Annotated in this window: 10 protein-coding genes and 1 pseudogene; 2 read left to right on the top strand and 9 right to left on the bottom strand. The window is 41.9% G+C overall.

Translation table 11 applies throughout. The annotated features are described in order from the left end of the window. Window positions 1-56 precede the first annotated feature (56 nt). From HMPREF0645_RS02345 to HMPREF0645_RS02385, 9 genes are read right to left on the bottom strand one after another with little or no spacing between them, the layout of a single operon-like run. On the bottom strand, window positions 57-968 hold the full coding sequence (locus tag HMPREF0645_RS02345; protein ID WP_007173228.1) for a hypothetical protein: 912 nt from the start codon (window positions 966-968) through the stop codon (window positions 57-59). Window positions 969-978: 10 nt separating this feature from the next. Further along, on the bottom strand, window positions 979-2,082 hold the full coding sequence (locus HMPREF0645_RS02350) for a fibronectin type III domain-containing protein (RefSeq protein WP_007173229.1): 1,104 nt from the start codon (window positions 2,080-2,082) through the stop codon (window positions 979-981). A gap of 42 nt (window positions 2,083-2,124) precedes the next feature. Beyond that, window positions 2,125-3,300 (bottom strand): DUF4856 domain-containing protein, encoded by a 1,176-nt coding sequence (locus HMPREF0645_RS02355; protein WP_044123238.1) that lies wholly within the window; start codon window positions 3,298-3,300, stop codon window positions 2,125-2,127. Window positions 3,301-3,318: 18 nt separating this feature from the next. After that, on the bottom strand, window positions 3,319-3,951 hold the full coding sequence (locus HMPREF0645_RS02360) for a hypothetical protein (RefSeq protein ID WP_007173231.1): 633 nt from the start codon (window positions 3,949-3,951) through the stop codon (window positions 3,319-3,321). A gap of 26 nt (window positions 3,952-3,977) precedes the next feature. Then, window positions 3,978-5,003 (bottom strand): DUF4302 domain-containing protein, encoded by a 1,026-nt coding sequence (locus HMPREF0645_RS02365; protein WP_007173232.1) that lies wholly within the window; start codon window positions 5,001-5,003, stop codon window positions 3,978-3,980. Between the two features lies 1 nt (window position 5,004). Further along, window positions 5,005-5,958 carry a putative zinc-binding metallopeptidase gene (locus HMPREF0645_RS02370; protein WP_007173233.1) on the bottom strand — a complete coding sequence of 318 codons (954 nt, stop codon included), beginning with the start codon at window positions 5,956-5,958 and terminating at the stop codon, window positions 5,005-5,007. A 30-nt stretch (window positions 5,959-5,988) separates the two neighbouring features. Next, window positions 5,989-7,518, bottom strand: coding sequence for a RagB/SusD family nutrient uptake outer membrane protein (locus tag HMPREF0645_RS02375; RefSeq protein ID WP_044123148.1), 1,530 nt, complete (start codon window positions 7,516-7,518; stop codon window positions 5,989-5,991). 1 nt (window position 7,519) lies between these two features. Next, window positions 7,520-10,909 carry a SusC/RagA family TonB-linked outer membrane protein gene (locus HMPREF0645_RS02380; RefSeq protein ID WP_044123239.1) on the bottom strand — a complete coding sequence of 1,130 codons (3,390 nt, stop codon included), beginning with the start codon at window positions 10,907-10,909 and terminating at the stop codon, window positions 7,520-7,522. A gap of 36 nt (window positions 10,910-10,945) precedes the next feature. Next, on the bottom strand, window positions 10,946-13,201 hold the full coding sequence (locus tag HMPREF0645_RS02385; RefSeq protein ID WP_007173236.1) for a TonB-dependent receptor family protein: 2,256 nt from the start codon (window positions 13,199-13,201) through the stop codon (window positions 10,946-10,948). Between the two features lie 901 nt (window positions 13,202-14,102). Here HMPREF0645_RS02385 and HMPREF0645_RS02390 point away from each other — a divergent pair. Together HMPREF0645_RS02390 and HMPREF0645_RS02395 are read left to right on the top strand one after the other, a co-directional pair. Next, the gene (locus HMPREF0645_RS02390; protein ID WP_169305447.1) at window positions 14,103-14,870 is read left to right on the top strand and encodes a DDE-type integrase/transposase/recombinase; all 768 of its coding nucleotides are present in this window, start codon (window positions 14,103-14,105) and stop codon (window positions 14,868-14,870) included. A gap of 223 nt (window positions 14,871-15,093) precedes the next feature. Then, window positions 15,094-15,633 (top strand): annotated as a pseudogene (locus HMPREF0645_RS02395) (ATP-binding protein); the annotation flags it as partial. Window positions 15,634-15,783: the final 150 nt, after the last annotated feature.

Below are 15,783 nucleotides of genomic sequence, written 5' to 3' on the forward strand. Positions count from 1 at the left end.
CTATTGCCAACAGTTATATAGGATAGATGGCAAACATATATTGAAAATTAGATATATTATTTTTTCTCGTAAGGTATTACAAATTTAAATCCACGCCCGGCAAGTACTACATGGTTCGCCCTGACTTCCTGGACGTATAATTTGCACTTGCCCTCTTTTAGAGAGCTGAACTCGTCTGGATAGCGAAAACCGAGCTCAACATCAACATAGGTACCTTGCTGGGGATTTATGATAGCAGGCGTAATCTTGATGGTTTTCTTGGAGGCTGTTGGGTTGGCCTCATTAAATATCCATACACCCACACCTTTGCGATGTACCACCAACGTGTTGCGCATCAAAACGCTTAGACTTCTCGACGTGGTGCTATATACTCCCGACTCATCAGCCTCGCCCTTGCATCGCACTTCTACTTTAATCGTTTTGGTTTGATGATCCTGCCCTGTGATGTGGAGATAAGCGTCGCCCTCGCAATAGGTATCTATTTCTATGATGTTGGTCTTGGCGTTCCACTTAACCTTCTTCAGAACATGCATAGGGTCTTTCACGCTCATTTGTGCCATGCCGCCTCCACCATTGACGCTTACTGATCGGCTCTCGTCCCGAGGGAACAATCGTATGACATCCTCGGTAGAGGTAATGTTGGGCACTGTAACATTGATATCCAACTTGCGACACTCATCGCCCGACCAAACAGAGGCATACGTTTCACCCTCCAATATACCTGTAACACGTAATGTATCTTCGTTGATGCTGACGGTAGCCAATTTCGAGTTGTTGACATTGCACTTGTATTTACCAGTCCCACCCTTTAAGATTAATATGCGGGTCGTGTGCGTAAACACATCAATAGATGATAAATTGTTATCCCCTATCAATATTTTAGACGGTTCTAAATCCGACTCATTGTGGCAGGCGGTTAACGACATGCCAAATATTATGACTGATAGCCAAATATATATATGCTTCATGTTGATTAGCTTATTTCACATTTAAGTTATATTCCAAGGTCCAAGCCTTGCCATCACTCTCAATGATGTCCACAACCAATATATGTTTACCCGTTTTGTTGAAATCTAATTTATATCCGTCGACAGGGACGAAGGGAATGCCGTCAAGCGTATATTTAATTTGAGCGTTGACATCATACAAATCGTTGAAAAACATTTCTATGCTTCGTGGACAATCACCATAGTTCTTGATTTGATAGATGTAAGGAATGCGATTTTCATCCTCCCTGCCTGTCATCATTAATTCTGTGGTAATGTTTTTTTTAGCCACTTTCGACTTCTTTCCGTCAGGCATAATCGTCTGCACGCCTATTTCGTAGGTAGTGTTAGGCTGCAGTTTTTGCAAGATATAGTCGGTAGTGGTTATTGTAGACACCTGTCTTCCATTGAGCAAAACATTGTATTTGATGCCACTGCCTTGCACAGGATGCCACGACATAAAAATTTCGCGTTGTTGTGCAGAAACTTTCACATCATAAGGCATCGGTACATCCTCGGTAATAGTACTACTTTTTATTTTCTTAAAAACCACATCGTCAATCAATAGATAGTTATTGGCATCGGTATTTTCTTCTTTCATTTCAAAATAAAATCCCGCACAATCCACTCCTTGCGGAGCGACAAAATCTATAGTTTTTTGTTTCCATTCAGTAGGGGAGGCATCTGTGACCATATCCCTTGAAGTTCTCTTTGCAGTCGTTTTAACTTTGCGCTTTTCTTTGCACCATATCACGGTGGAAACACAATTGGCACGCTGTAACGTCCCTTTATACCAATAGGTAAGGCGATAAGTTGCTCCGCCCTCAATGTTCATATAATAATAGTTATTTGCTCGGTCAGTTATAGATAGCGTATGCGGGATTGCTACTAACTTGACAGCGTGGCTGCCACTATGCGATTGATTAGATTTTTCAATACTACCCACTGAAAAATACCAACACACAGGTTTCTCATAGATACCGGCGGTGCGCCACTCTTCAAACCCACCGTTCAATATCAAGTTGGGATGTGTTTGAGCTGTTACGTCTAACGTACAACATAGGAACGCCAACAATAATAGTTTATATAAATTCATAGTTTCCTTTTTTTCTTTTAAAAGTTATCGCATATATGCTTATCATTTTATGCGCTGCTTGATTTGTGCTACAGTATAGGCAATGGAGCCAGGGGTAGTGGAATCGCCTTCCAGACGCTGCTTATCCCATAATCCGGGGTTTTGGGTAAGTGCATCTAAAAGCGTTTGAACCTCATCAAAGGTATATAATGGTTTTCCTTCTGTATTCACGGCAAACTGCAACGAGAACACGGCACCATAGGCACGTGACAGGAATACCAGGGCATTGCTTATGTCCTCGTGTAAATTCGCATTTGTCACTTCGCCTGACAATAACTGTATGGCATGCACGGCGACCACCTTAGACAGTTCTTGTCTAATGGTATGAAGACATGTTCTCATCTCGTCAAACCTATACTCGGTCATGGCCAATCGTCCTGCCGCAAAGGCGTTGTAAAGTTTAATACGACTTCCCTTTAGCGCACTGCGTTCATTTTTTTGCACAATGGGCAACCAGTATTGGTAATAACCATAAGCCAAGTCCCAATGATGTTCCAGTTCTGTGTAATTATGTCCGTTTACCAGATTAGAAGCTGCTTGATCTTTCAAAAGCTGTTGGTCGCTGTATAACTCAGGGTTAAGGTGTACATTCAGGATTTTATCCAAATAAATGCTTCCCCTAATCATCTCATTGTACACTTCGGCCACAGCTACACCTTTGGCATTAACAAACGCTAAGTTTTCATCGCCAATATTATAGCCTAAATATCCTCCTTTGCCCATTTGTGCCTTGGTGTTGCGAATATCGGCAGGACGAGGGTAGCCATAACCACTCAATGCTCTCGACTCATCGAATAATTGTTGAAAGACTGCGAGTATGCGCTCCCTGTCAACACGGTGAACCGTAGATGTAGCTATTTCATCAAATGGCGCTTTACCATACACTCCTTGCTTGAAATATTCGTTCATCCGCTCTTGCTGTACGACACTTGATATACGAGCTTCTTTCATGAACAAGTGATATACAATATCAGCAGGCTCTTTTAACAGCTCACACTCTAATGTATTAACACTGCTTTCATCATTCCTGACAAACTTATATTCAGGGTCGGGCCATGTAGGCATGATGTACGATGACTCAATGGTTTCGTCTTGCCATGTTGTGCATGATGTTATGGAGGAACACAGTGCCAACCACAGCATGAGCATACAAAAAGGTTTGTTACGTTTATTCTTCATCATTTTATCCCTTTTTCTTTATGGCAATATGATATATCCACAAAATGGATTTTTAATTAAATTGATACCCTCTTCATTTTGAAATTGCTCTACATGCAAAGGACGCACAATGGTAAGTCCATCATTGGATACTGCCGAAATAGTGGCGCGCACAGATGAGTTGCTTGGACCTCCGCCCTTTACTTGCAAAAACATGGGGAAACCTGACATGGCTTGAAAAGTAATTTTTTGTTCCTCTCCATTTTTAAGCAATTTTACCTCGCTATCATCAAAACCATAGCTTTTGGTGAAAATGGTTTTCAAAGTCTTGTCAGCATCAATGTATCTGATAGTATAAGTTGAGGAAAGTTCACCATCAGGCACTAAGCTGCCTTGTAATTCCTTTTCAAAAAAAGAACAGATCAGGGTTACCGTATAAGTACGCTTCTCACCGCTAATCTCAACTCCCGGGTAGACGTAGCTATGCTCATTCATATCGATGCTTGCCAATTGTAAGGCTTGATCATCGTACGATATCATTGGCTTTTCTATTCCCTTAAATGGAAATAATTTGTCGTAGTCTTCATCGGCATCGTCGTTTACGGCAGGCGAACATGCTGAGAATAATATCATGGCAAAGGCAGAGAGTGTTATATATAATTTCATTTTCATACTGCTTGTTGTTATCTGTTTATATTTTATTCATTGGTAGGAACGTCTTGAATAACCGCTTTTAAGCCTGTTATTTTTCCTTCTGGGTGCAAATGCTTACTTACTAACCTAATGCTTCTCCATTCGGGATGATACACTTCTACCAATTCGGCTTCGAAATGGTTGTCAACACGCTGAAAATCGGCAAACACCTGTTTGTTGTTCAATCGCAGACCTGCTCTAAAAGTAATACCTTTAGGCGTGCCACAATATCCAGAACCCAACACGGAAAATTCTTTAGGTGGATAGTCTGGGATAGGATTAGGTTTCGTCACCTCCATAAACAGATAATATCTCTGTTTCTCGGTAGTGGCCACGCGTCCACCGTTTCTGCCAAGATAGTAATCGCTCTGAAAATAAACACGGCCGCCTCTGTGTATATACAACTGTGGATTTTTCATTTGCTCAAACACCCGTCTATTATCGTATGCTTGTTTTACTGCATCGGTAAACTCATGCACATCTTGCAAGGGCTTCATCAAAATATATTCGCATGCTGGCTTAAGGTACGAGGCTGTTTTGAATACCAGTAATCCATCTTCATCACGTCCTTGGTATAACCAGTCGCATGCGCCTCCATAACTATCATTAACCAGCTTGTGTATATAGTTTGTGGTAAGAAAAGTAAGTTGGGTGCAACTGTTCGCCCCTATTTTGTATTCGCCCATTATGGAAGTAGTAACACTTTGGGGGTCAAAGTCGGCACGCATCTCTACTTTCCCATGTTGTAAAAAACGCATGGTAAAACAAACACCTCCATAACCATATCTGTCAGTACTGTATTGGTATTCGGCTTTTATTTTATCACTGATGTTAGAAAACAGCAAAGAGTCTGTTTTAGGGAAATACATAACCAACCATCCAGCTTTGTTGTTAACCAGCTCAGTGTTCAACGCCTCAATGGCTTGCCTCTTGCGCTGGGTAGGTGTGTTCACAAATTCTCGTTCTTCATCATGGCAGCTGTAGAAAAAGCAACCAAGTATAGTGAGGAGTATGTATGAAAGATACTTCATCTTATTTTGTATTTAGATATTTATTCAAGGTCCTGACACTCTTAAGTTGCAATGTGAGCAATTTAACGTGCCAGTTATTCCAAGCATACTGCTCGACAAACATTTTTTTTGCCATAAAATCATGATAGGCACGATCGGCCTCTTGTTCGTAGCGTTTATTCACCTCGGGGTCAGAGTCTTCGTCTGGCGTACGTGCTTCATCTTCTGCTTGTTTAAGTCTTGCAGGTGTAGATGTCAAGATAACGCTTAACATCTCTGCCATGTCGTCCTCAGGATTTAGCATGGAAAGATAGGTATAGAATCCACGCTTGTTGGCATAACCCACTAACCCAATATCGTTGTTCGCACCATTTATCTCGGAGAGGAGTTGAGTGTCGGTGATATATTTTCCTTCACTGATGGTAGCAAATTTAGCTCTATTGTATGGCATCTGCTCTAACACTCGTTTCATCATCTGGTGATATACGCTGCGAACAAGTCTATGAACTTTCTGCTTGTCGTTTGCATCAAAATCATTAACATGGTATATACTCATCTCTACCGGCTGTGACGCAATGTTGTACATGCGCTCAACACCATTCTTGTCTGGGTTTCCACCACCATATAATGTAATGCGTACTGGCAAACAGTAGTTAAGCAGGCTGCCTTTGCCTTCTATTTGAATATCCCTAAAGGTATCAAAGCATAGAGAGCTAATAGCGTTAAGCACTTGTTTTATGTTTGTAGTGTCAGGAGGATACACATAGACTCCTTTCTGACTATTATTTTTTTGCCACTGATATACCACCTCTGGCCCATACACCTTGGTAAAATGCTGTTCTATCCATTGTGCCGTTTGCGTTTGAGTGGCATTGCTATCCACAACACTGTCATCTGATAGCGTGTCATGTTGGCAAGACGTTGCCAGTAATGCCCATAGGCCTATATATGCTAAGAAATATTTCTGTATGTTCATTTTGTTGCGTTATAAATTACCTACCATGTTTTATCTAATGGGTTCTTTGCGTTCACGGGGATTAGGAGCCAGTCCTCTGTTTTGTGCTTCTATGGGAATTTGCAATACTTTTCGTGGGTCGTCTTTCTCTAAGGGGAAATAATATTTAGACTTTGTGTTACGCTTCACACTCAAATGAAACCTTCTAATGTCTAACCAGCGTAGCCCCTCAGCAAAAAACTCTTTTTGCCTGAAATCGGCAAACAACTTTACCAATGCAAGCTGTTTTAATGTCATGCCATAGAAGGGGGTGTATACATCATAATTATTCTCACTTGTACGCATATAAATATCCCTTTCAACAGTGGGCATAAAGCCAAACTTACCCTGCATATATTGCAGGTAATCATTAATGGCTTTATCATATTGTTTTAGCATAGCATAGGCTTCCATTCGATTAAGCAAAGCTTCATCTGCAGTAAACAACACATTGCTCACGTAAATTCCTCGAGGTCTTAATCCAATGCTTTCAGTGGTAGACAACTCGTCAAACTTAGCGATATACTTACCATTTACTATAGGTGATGGTGAATAAACAAAAGGATATGTACCGTCAAAAGTCATTTTAGAGAAATCGCCTCCACCTTCGATGCCCCTTTTATTGAATATTTCGTCAACAGTTTGTTTGGTAGCCCCATAACGATCTGTAGGCATTTGTCTCGCCCACCGAGACTCGGTGGTACAAATCAATAAGTTGGCGGGCTCGTCTGGAGATGTGTAGCGTGTAGACAAACGCTGACGTTTAAACTCAAATTGCCGTGAATATCCTATCCAATTCCTTAGCATAGTTTTGGGGTCAGCACCTAACACATAATTAGCATATTCCACTACTTGTTGCCATTCACCTTTCATCAGATAAAAACGTGAGGCGAACGTGTAAGCCGCTTTTTTGTTGAAGTGATATTTAGGTTGCTTATAATATCTGTCAGTGACTAAGGTGATACCACGCTTCAAGTCGCTTTCAATGCTATCGTATACTTCGTTGACAGTACCTCTGTTATAATTTGTCAACGCATGTTTCTCGGGTTTGGTAACATAAGGTATACCAAGAGATTGCTCTGCATTGCCATAAGGCTCTGCCCAGATATTGACCAGCATGAAGTGGAGGTAAGCCCTTAGCAAAAATGCCTCGCCATATAAAGCCTTGACACGTTCAGTCTTCGGATATTTTTTGAGCAGCTCCAAAGCCTTGTTGGCCTGCGCAATCCCTTTATAACAACTATTCCAATAATTTAAGGGCGTGTCAATGTCTTCTTGGTTATCATCCTCCCAATAAAACATTTCTTCGTTCAGTTGTGTATGTGTGCCATTTGCTCTGATGTCTACATTATCAGTGCGAGGCTCTAAAAAAGGAATGTAGCTTGCCTCTGGATAAGCTCCTGCAAGTAATTGGGCAATTCCTTCTTCATTGTCTATGTTTACATCAATGTCCGAATCGGGAATTTTGTCCAAATAGTCGTTACAGCCACATAGAGCTAAAGTGGCAAAGACCAAGACATATTTATATAGATAGTATTTCATATTAAAAGCCCACATTTAAAGTAAAAGTATATTGTCGAGGCGTAGGCAGTGAAACGCCTCCAGTTTGATAATATTCAGGATCTTGTCCATGTAGTTTGGAATCGGCATAAATCAACAGTGGATTTGTAACATTTAAGCGAACACTTCCACTTTTTAGGCCTACTGCTTTCATCCAACTTGGTTTCAAATAATAGGATAGAGCAATATTTTTTAGTCTGACAAAGCTTCCGTCGGCCACACGCAATTGCGAGTAGTTGTAGGTGTTGTATGCTTTTTCTATATTTTCCATTCCTATCACGTCTATTATCTCCTTCGAAGGCAGTGTGGGTACGTCAGTATGATATTCATCGCCGGGATTTAGCCAACGATTGAGATAATTTTTGGAAAATACATTCAAATCGGCAAACTGGGTGTCAAATGTTGGATTTAGCCTAATCTTGTTGCCTGCCTGCATGGTTATGAAGCAAGAAAATTCCCAGTTGCGCCATTTCACGGTATTTGCCAGTCCGCCCATTATATTAGGCTCAATAGGACCGTGATACAATAAATAAGTTTTAGTGTATTGTGTATCGTTGAAGTCAGCTCCCACGATATCTTTCAACTCGTTTTGTGGTAATGGATATCGTCCAAAATTAAAGTTTGGTAGCCCATTTTTGTCCAATCGTTGGAAATTAAACGAGAACAGCGAGCCTTTAGGATAACCAACTACGTTGCCACGACCTCTACCTGCCACCATGTCAAATGCGTTTGGTGAATTGAGCATGCGGGTTATTTGTTGATGGACGGCACTGAATGTAAGATCTGTTGTCCATTTCCATGCATTGGTATTCACGTTGATGGTATGCAATCCGAATTCAATACCTCGAGCAACCATGTCGCCAAAGTTGGCGTATTTATAATATTGCCCACCAACTCCAGATGTGCGCACCAAGTCTATCAAATCGAATGTGTTGCGTTGGTATACATCTACTGTGGCCGAAATGCGATTTTTCAGAAACGCCACCTCTGCACCAATATTCAGCTCGTACATTTTTTCCCAGGTAAGATCTCTGTTTTCCAACGAAAGCAAATTTAATTTGTTTTCTCTGTCATTTAGATTTAACCTATGGACTATACCACCTCTGTAGATAGCCGATGCATTAGCTGCCGCTTCGTTCATTTTGGCTGTTAATCCATAACTTATACGAAATGCCAATTTTGAAATGACATCATTACCTTGCATAAAATTCTCCTTATCCACGTTCCATTTGGCTCCAACATTCCATGTTGGCAACCATAAAGCAGTAGATCCCTTTCCTGCGGCGTTAGAGCCTTCAATATTCACCACTGTATTAAAAATGTACTTGCCCTGATAGCCATAGGTGGCATTGCCTGAGAACGTTATGCCTCTTTCGTTTCTATTACGCAATGCAAAGTAAGGGGTGTTTTCTTGAAACATTTTCTCAAAAATACCAGGTGCGCTTTGCACCTCATTACCGCGTTGATAACTAATGCCATATCCCTGAAAAGAATTTGTAGTTTGCTGCAGAGTCCTTATTTCACCAAAAGCAAATCCTTTCAAATCATGTGCTCCTATTTGCTTGTCGTAATCAACAGCTATGCGTGCCAGCATACTTTGCATGTTGGCATTGTTTAGGAAAAGTACACCACCTTGTTGTATGCCAGGTTTAGGCAGGAGTTCTGGATGATAGATGTCTTTTACAAGGTATATATTTTGTTTTGCTACCCATGGTGTTTCACAAGCACGGTAAGCTCCTATCATGTTGGATTTTTCACCTATTTCATGTCGTCTACTTGTATGTGCTCTTCTGTATGAAAACATTGCTTTAAGGTTAAGAGCATCAGTAAACTTATAGGTCGCTTCGGTTTGCAACTTAAAGTCGACCACCTGTATTTTTAATTGATTGTTATCATACTCGTTCAATATGTTAAAAGGAGCCCAGTTGTTACGATAATATTCGCGTTGCCCATGCTCATCATAGGGGCGAAGCGTTCGGCTTGTTCCTAAAGCGTATGCAAACGGGTTGATGTCAAAATCACGTTCAAATGCTCCCGATATGGTGTTCTTTTTCTGTGGCAAGGTGCCTGGCGCATTTTGCATGCGCATATTGGCCTGTAACGATAATTTGGCAGTAAGGCGGTTGGTGATGTAAAATGTGTTCTTAATGTTGGTTGTCAGTCGCTGTACCTGATCGGCAATAGTCCAACCAGCATCGTGATAATAGCCTATTGAGGCATAAGATGCTACATTCTTTCCACCTGCCGACAAACTTACTGTATGGTTTGTCATCAGGTTGTTTGTAAACAAAAGCCTAAACCAATCCGTATTGGCATATTCTCTTTGTCGTAAGAAGTCTTGTCGGGCCTCATAAGTATTTGGCAACATCCAGTTGTGTGATTTGTCATCATAAGTGGTGAGCTGTTTGTACATTTGATGATAAACCCCGCCTCTACGTCCATATAACGATGTAGCTGGATCAAAATATCCTTTCTCTTGCATTTCCTGATACAGAGCCATCGTCTCTTGAGAGTTCAGCAAGTCGAAGTGACTGTAATCTGGACGTGGGCGCCATGTGTTTTCTGTTGTATAATTAATTTGCAATGGCGTTTCCCTTTTACCACTTTTTGTCGTAATGACAATAACACCATTGGCAGCCCGTGCGCCGTATACTGATGTGGCTGAGGCATCTTTTAGTACTTGAATATCTTGTATGTCAGCAGGATTAAGCCCTGCTACTGCCGAACTAATGAGCGTAACGGCATCACCAGACGCCAAGGCTTCAGGAGAAACATGTACCATGTCCTCGTAAACAGCACCGTCTATTACCCACAATGGCTGAACATTTCCCATGATGGAAGCACCCCCGCGAATATTGATGCGTGGTGCAGCACCAAATGTTCCGGATATGTTTTGAATAGACAATCCAGGCACGCGACCCTCCAGCATACGCGAAACATCGCCAATACCTTCAAGTTTGATGTCGGTCATTTTCACAGCTGTGGCAGCACCCGTGTAAACACGGTTTCTTATGTTTTGGTATCCTGTTACGACAACTTCGTCAATCATGCTGCTATTACTCTGCAACTCTATTTTTAAGGATGTTGCCTTAATACTTCCCCTATAGTCATGCATGCCTATAAACGAGACAGTAATGGTTTGCCCCTTGGTGCCCTCTATCTTAAAATTACCATCTATGTCCGTAACCGTCTTTTGCTTGTTTTCTACAATACCAACAACTGCCCCTACAATGGGTTCACCTTGTGTATCTGTAACAGAGCCTGTTATCCACCCATTTTCTTGTGCCATGAGACTTGATAAAGTGCATAGCATGATCAATAGGCATAGTATTCTCTTGACAGCTATGGATTGTATATATACAGATTTTCTCATTTTCATATTATATATTATTAGCGATATGCCATTTTATCAAAGTTTCCACTGTATCCCCCCATAAATACCAAAAGGTAAGCCTGCTCTGACACCAGATGGGTGCCGTGAAACCATATACACTTTGTTGGTAAGGTTAACAATATTCATAGTAAGGTCTACATTTTTAATTACATGCACCTTGGTGGTAACATCTATAATAAAGTTGGCTGGAATTTTTTCGCGTTGAGCTATCTTGCCTTGTCCCGGAACCGTACGCATGTTGCCATTATATCGCATGTTAAAGTTTATGTCAGCCCATTTGCTTTCCACACCTATCTGACCATTAAGTGCATGACGAAAGATATAAGGGATTTCATCGCCATATAAAACATGTCCCCACGATGCACTTGTAAACGAGTTTTTCATCTTTGTATCTGTAAAGGTATAAGATAGTTGCATGGGAAGTTGGATTTTCCAATGGGTAGGTAATGGCTGGCATTGTAAAAGCAGTTCTACACCTCGTACCAATGCCCGTCCTACGTTAAACTGGTCTAAGGTGCCTAATCCGCCTTGTGCGGCAAGGTCGCTGCCCAACATGTTTGAATAGTTGTTGTTGAAACCTATCAGTTCTCCTTTGAACCATTGATTAGCATAGCGCAAACCAGCCTCTATATTGATACTGCTCTCGGCTTTTTGTCCAAGGGAAGCACTGGGCGGTGCAAAACCTTTATGTATTCCTGAGAATAATGACAGCTGGGGCATCAACTTACAGTTGATCCCTATTCCTGGCATAATTGCTCTTGCACTATTTGGCACTTCTATACGCACCATACCCGTACGTCGCCAATCAGCTTTAGTATAATCGCGATTTAATAGCTTTACATCTTCATAACGCATTCCTGCAGTAAAGGTAAACATACCTTTTGCCCATTTTGCCAAAGTATAAGCCGATAAGGCATGCGCTGTAGTAATGCGGTTGGCCTGACTGCCTGGGAGTCCTCTTGAAAAAAGCTCCATGCGACCATTATTCATAGAGTATCCATCGTCCTGCTGGTAGCGATCCTCGCTGTCGGCATGGTAACGCATGCCAGCCTCTGCAGTGAAGTATCCACCGTATAGCATTGTTTTATATTCCCCTTTTATCTGAATACCACGCGAATGGTACTTACGGTGGTTAGCACGCAGCATTAGTGCCTCTCCTATATAGTTAGCCTTACCTGAAACAATATCGAAGTACGATTGATTGGTCATAGGGTCGGCAAGTACATCGCCTATCGAACGACGTTCAGCCTTGGTGTAGCCGGTACGCACCTCGTTAAGCTTGTACCAGTTTCTGAAAAAATAATTGTAATAGGCTTGCGTGGTTATATCCCATGAGCGAACACCTTTCATGATGTATGTAGCAGAAAACTGGGAGTGGCGTGTCACCAAATTATCTTTTTGCGCTCCTGCATATCTAAAATATGGTTTAGCGTTAAAGTCCTGATCAGTAAGCCCAAGATATGTTTCGTCGGAAGTTTCGTTAGCAAATCCATACTTTAATTCTATTCTGTGATTTATGCCATCTTCTTTGTTTGTGCGTACCATCCACTTAGCTATTACGTCATTGCGCTTAAATCCTGTACGCTCGTCGGGGTCATCATGTCTGAAACCGCGAGCCTGATAGCGCAAATATTCTATGAGAAAGCCCGTATGCTTAAAGCTTTTACCTATAGCCGTTTGTAGTTTTAGACTACCAAAACTACCTGCCGACATGCTGCACTTTATCAATCGGTCCTGAGGAATGGGGGTTGACACTAAGTTGATGGCACCTCCTGTTGTAAATGGCCCATATTGTACCTGACTGCTACCTTTTAATACTTCTATGGCATACATACGTGCCGCATTAGGAAAGTAATAGGCTGCTGGGGCTGCGTATGGTGCAGGAGCAGCCAATATGCCATCTTCCATTAGCGTGATACGTTCACTACGCTCAGCTTGTGTTCCACGTAAACTGATATTGGGGCGCAATCCAAAACCATCTTCTTCATAAATATTTACGCCAGGTACGCTTTTCAGCATACGATTTATATCGGTATAATCAAATTTGCCCAATTCCTTGGGTGAAAGGTAATAAGCCGAACCAGTACGGTTACGTGCTTCAAACTGACTGCCTAACATCTGGTTGGCTCTTACTACTACTTCGTTGATCTGATGTAAAGAGTCAGTCATGGCATTAGACGTTTTAGGTGTGCCTTCGTCTTTTTGGGCATACCCAATCCATGGAGTCAGTGTGACAAGCAGCAGAGACAGCATTTTTATTTTAACATACATGTGGGGATAAATCTAAACTTTTATTATACTAATTTTCCTCTTCAAATACCTGTATATAAATGATATGTGAGATTTATTTCTTATATTAGGTATTTTCGGATGCAAAATTACAATGTTAAAAAATATCACGCAATACCTATTATTGGGTATTTTATGTATATAAAGTTGCTATCATCCTTAGGAGATCTTGAATTTCAGATAGTATTCTTGCACATGGTTCTTAGAGTTTTCAATAATATTCATCACATCTAACTTATTCGTTTTCCTCGATATATAGAAAAACTCATTTTTTACGAAAAAAGGATATGTCCACGCACATTGGGATTGTCTTGACAAGTTTGCCTTTATCTCGGATTACAGTCATGCGTCATCATGAAAGGTTAATCATGTTTACAAAATGTCTTCAAATTTTCGCTGATTTGAAAATAAGATTGACTTCACTCGAAATACGAAAAACAGGCGGAGTTTCGCAAACGCTTGACTGTCAGTTATTTTAGAAAGACAGCCCTTTTTCTTCCTATTTTTTCACCTGCGATTGAGTATCGGACGGCATGACGGGAAAGCCTCAGCCGCCGTGCGACTGAGGCTTTTCCGCGCACCCACAAAGGCCTAACCGCCCGATGAGAAGGTTGCAATCGCAACAAACTTACGCATTTGGAAAATGCCTGGCTCGACTATGTCGAAAAAAGATGGCGCTTTTCTCGCTAAATGTCTCGAGAATCATAGTCAAAAAACGGTAATTTTATTTTACTATTTTTGAAAGAGTATAGGTGTAATCGGTAACTTTGAATCGTCAAAAATCGGAAAAGTAAAATCGACATAAAAATAGCATTGTACTTTTGTGGTGCTAACTACTCATTACAATGCTATGACCGAGACTTCCCAATTAAAGAAGTATCTGATGTGGTACAAAGTTAAAGAATTATTTTCAGATGGCCCAAACAAGAGTCAGATAGGCCAGAGTTTAGGGCTTCACCGTCAAACGGTGGCCAAGTATCTTTCCATGACAGAAGAAGAGTTCGTCTGCAGCCAAAGCTATGACCGTCATTACGGTCATAAACTTGACGGCTATGAATCTTATGTAGTCAACAAGTTGCGCAAGTGGCCTTTTTTGTCCGCTCCACAACTCCATGACCGCTTGAAGGAGCATTTTCCGGATCTTCCCCGCGTAACTCCAAAAACGGTTTTCAACTTCGTCAATCGCCTGCGTTTAACGCACGATCTTCCCAAGGAGGTTGAAAAAGGCTACCGCCCCTACGAAAAACAGCCCGAGACGGGCTATGGCGAATACGCCCAATGCGACTTCGGTGAACGGTGGATGAGAACACCTTTGGGGCAGTCATTAAAAGTGTATTTCCTTGCGATGTGCCTGAGCCGCAGCAGGTATAAGTTTGTCTACTTTAGCCGTACACCGTTTACGACCGCTCTTGCGGTTTATGCCCATGAACTGGCCTTCGAGTTTTTCGGGGGATTACCCCGAAAAATAGTTTATGATCAGGACAAGGTGTTTCTTGTCAACGAGAACCTTGGTGACCTGGTGCTTACCCGAGGTTTCCGCACTCTTGTCCGTGAACATGGATTTGAGCCCGTGTTCTGTCGCAAGACACATATCTGTCACAACTACGCGTACATAAGGCCCGTCATTATCGCGACAACCTCCAGTTTATAGCTCGGCGCCACGCGGCATACTCAGACATCACGCTTATCGAAGCTTTTGCCGAGTGCTTCAAGGCAGGTGTCTTCAACGGATGCAACCTGATGGAGGTAGCCGAGAGTCTCAGGATCCGTAAGGGAGAAGCCCCATCGAGGTGCGGACCAAACCCGATCCGGTTCCCGAAGCCGATACATCCGCCATGATCCCCGATAAAACAGACATATCCACCTTTAACACCCTTTTCGACCATAACTACTCGCAAGGTATAACCGCACCAAGACTGCGTGAACTGCGCCGGCTGGGGTGGCTCGAACAGAATTACAACCTGATACTCATGGGACCCTCCGGAACAGGCAAGACCTTTATCGCCGCAGGACTCGTGTACGAAGCTGTGGGGCAAGGATACAAGGCTTACATGGTCACGATGGAGGATGTCATAAACACCATCAAGATGAAAACGCTGATGCCTTCAGCCATGAGTGCATACAACCGTCTGCTCAAAGCCGACCTGGTGGCCATCGATGATATCATGCTCTTCCCAGTGAAAAAAGAGGATGCCGCAGGATTCTTCAATCTGGTCAACACGCTTCATGAGAAAGCCTCACTGATAATCACCACAAACAAGGCACCCACCGAATGGGCCAAAACGCTGGATGACGAGGTGCTGGCTTCAGCAATCCTGGACAGGTTGTTATATCACTGCGAGGTCATAAAACTCGCCGGGCAAAGCTACCGGATGGGAAATCGAAAATCCATTTTTGAAGATGACCAACATTAAAATGTAATCAATAATATAAACCGATAGTCTCAATTATTAGATGATGATTTAACTTTACCGAAAAATGATGATTTAAAATTTGCTTATTACAGCATAACTCTTTGAAACATAAATCAATAAGCCGTTTTTATCCTAAACTCATTTTATACG

Origin of the sequence: Hallella bergensis DSM 17361 (genome assembly GCF_000160535.1) — a bacterium.
Lineage (GTDB): Bacteria > Bacteroidota > Bacteroidia > Bacteroidales > Bacteroidaceae > Prevotella > Prevotella bergensis.

Coding starts and splice junctions, on each gene's coding strand:
- HMPREF0645_RS02390 (WP_169305447.1), top strand. CDS start 14,103: ATGTGGTACAAAGTTAAAGAATTATTTTCAGATGGCCCAAACAAGAGT.
- HMPREF0645_RS02375 (WP_044123148.1), bottom strand. CDS start 7,518: ATGAAATACTATCTATATAAATATGTCTTGGTCTTTGCCACTTTAGCT.
- HMPREF0645_RS02345 (WP_007173228.1), bottom strand. CDS start 968: ATGAAGCATATATATATTTGGCTATCAGTCATAATATTTGGCATGTCG.
- HMPREF0645_RS02380 (WP_044123239.1), bottom strand. CDS start 10,909: ATGAGAAAATCTGTATATATACAATCCATAGCTGTCAAGAGAATACTA.
- HMPREF0645_RS02355 (WP_044123238.1), bottom strand. CDS start 3,300: ATGAAGAATAAACGTAACAAACCTTTTTGTATGCTCATGCTGTGGTTG.
- HMPREF0645_RS02385 (WP_007173236.1), bottom strand. CDS start 13,201: ATGTATGTTAAAATAAAAATGCTGTCTCTGCTGCTTGTCACACTGACT.
- HMPREF0645_RS02350 (WP_007173229.1), bottom strand. CDS start 2,082: ATGAATTTATATAAACTATTATTGTTGGCGTTCCTATGTTGTACGTTA.
- HMPREF0645_RS02365 (WP_007173232.1), bottom strand. CDS start 5,003: ATGAAGTATCTTTCATACATACTCCTCACTATACTTGGTTGCTTTTTC.
- HMPREF0645_RS02370 (WP_007173233.1), bottom strand. CDS start 5,958: ATGAACATACAGAAATATTTCTTAGCATATATAGGCCTATGGGCATTA.
- HMPREF0645_RS02360 (WP_007173231.1), bottom strand. CDS start 3,951: ATGAAAATGAAATTATATATAACACTCTCTGCCTTTGCCATGATATTA.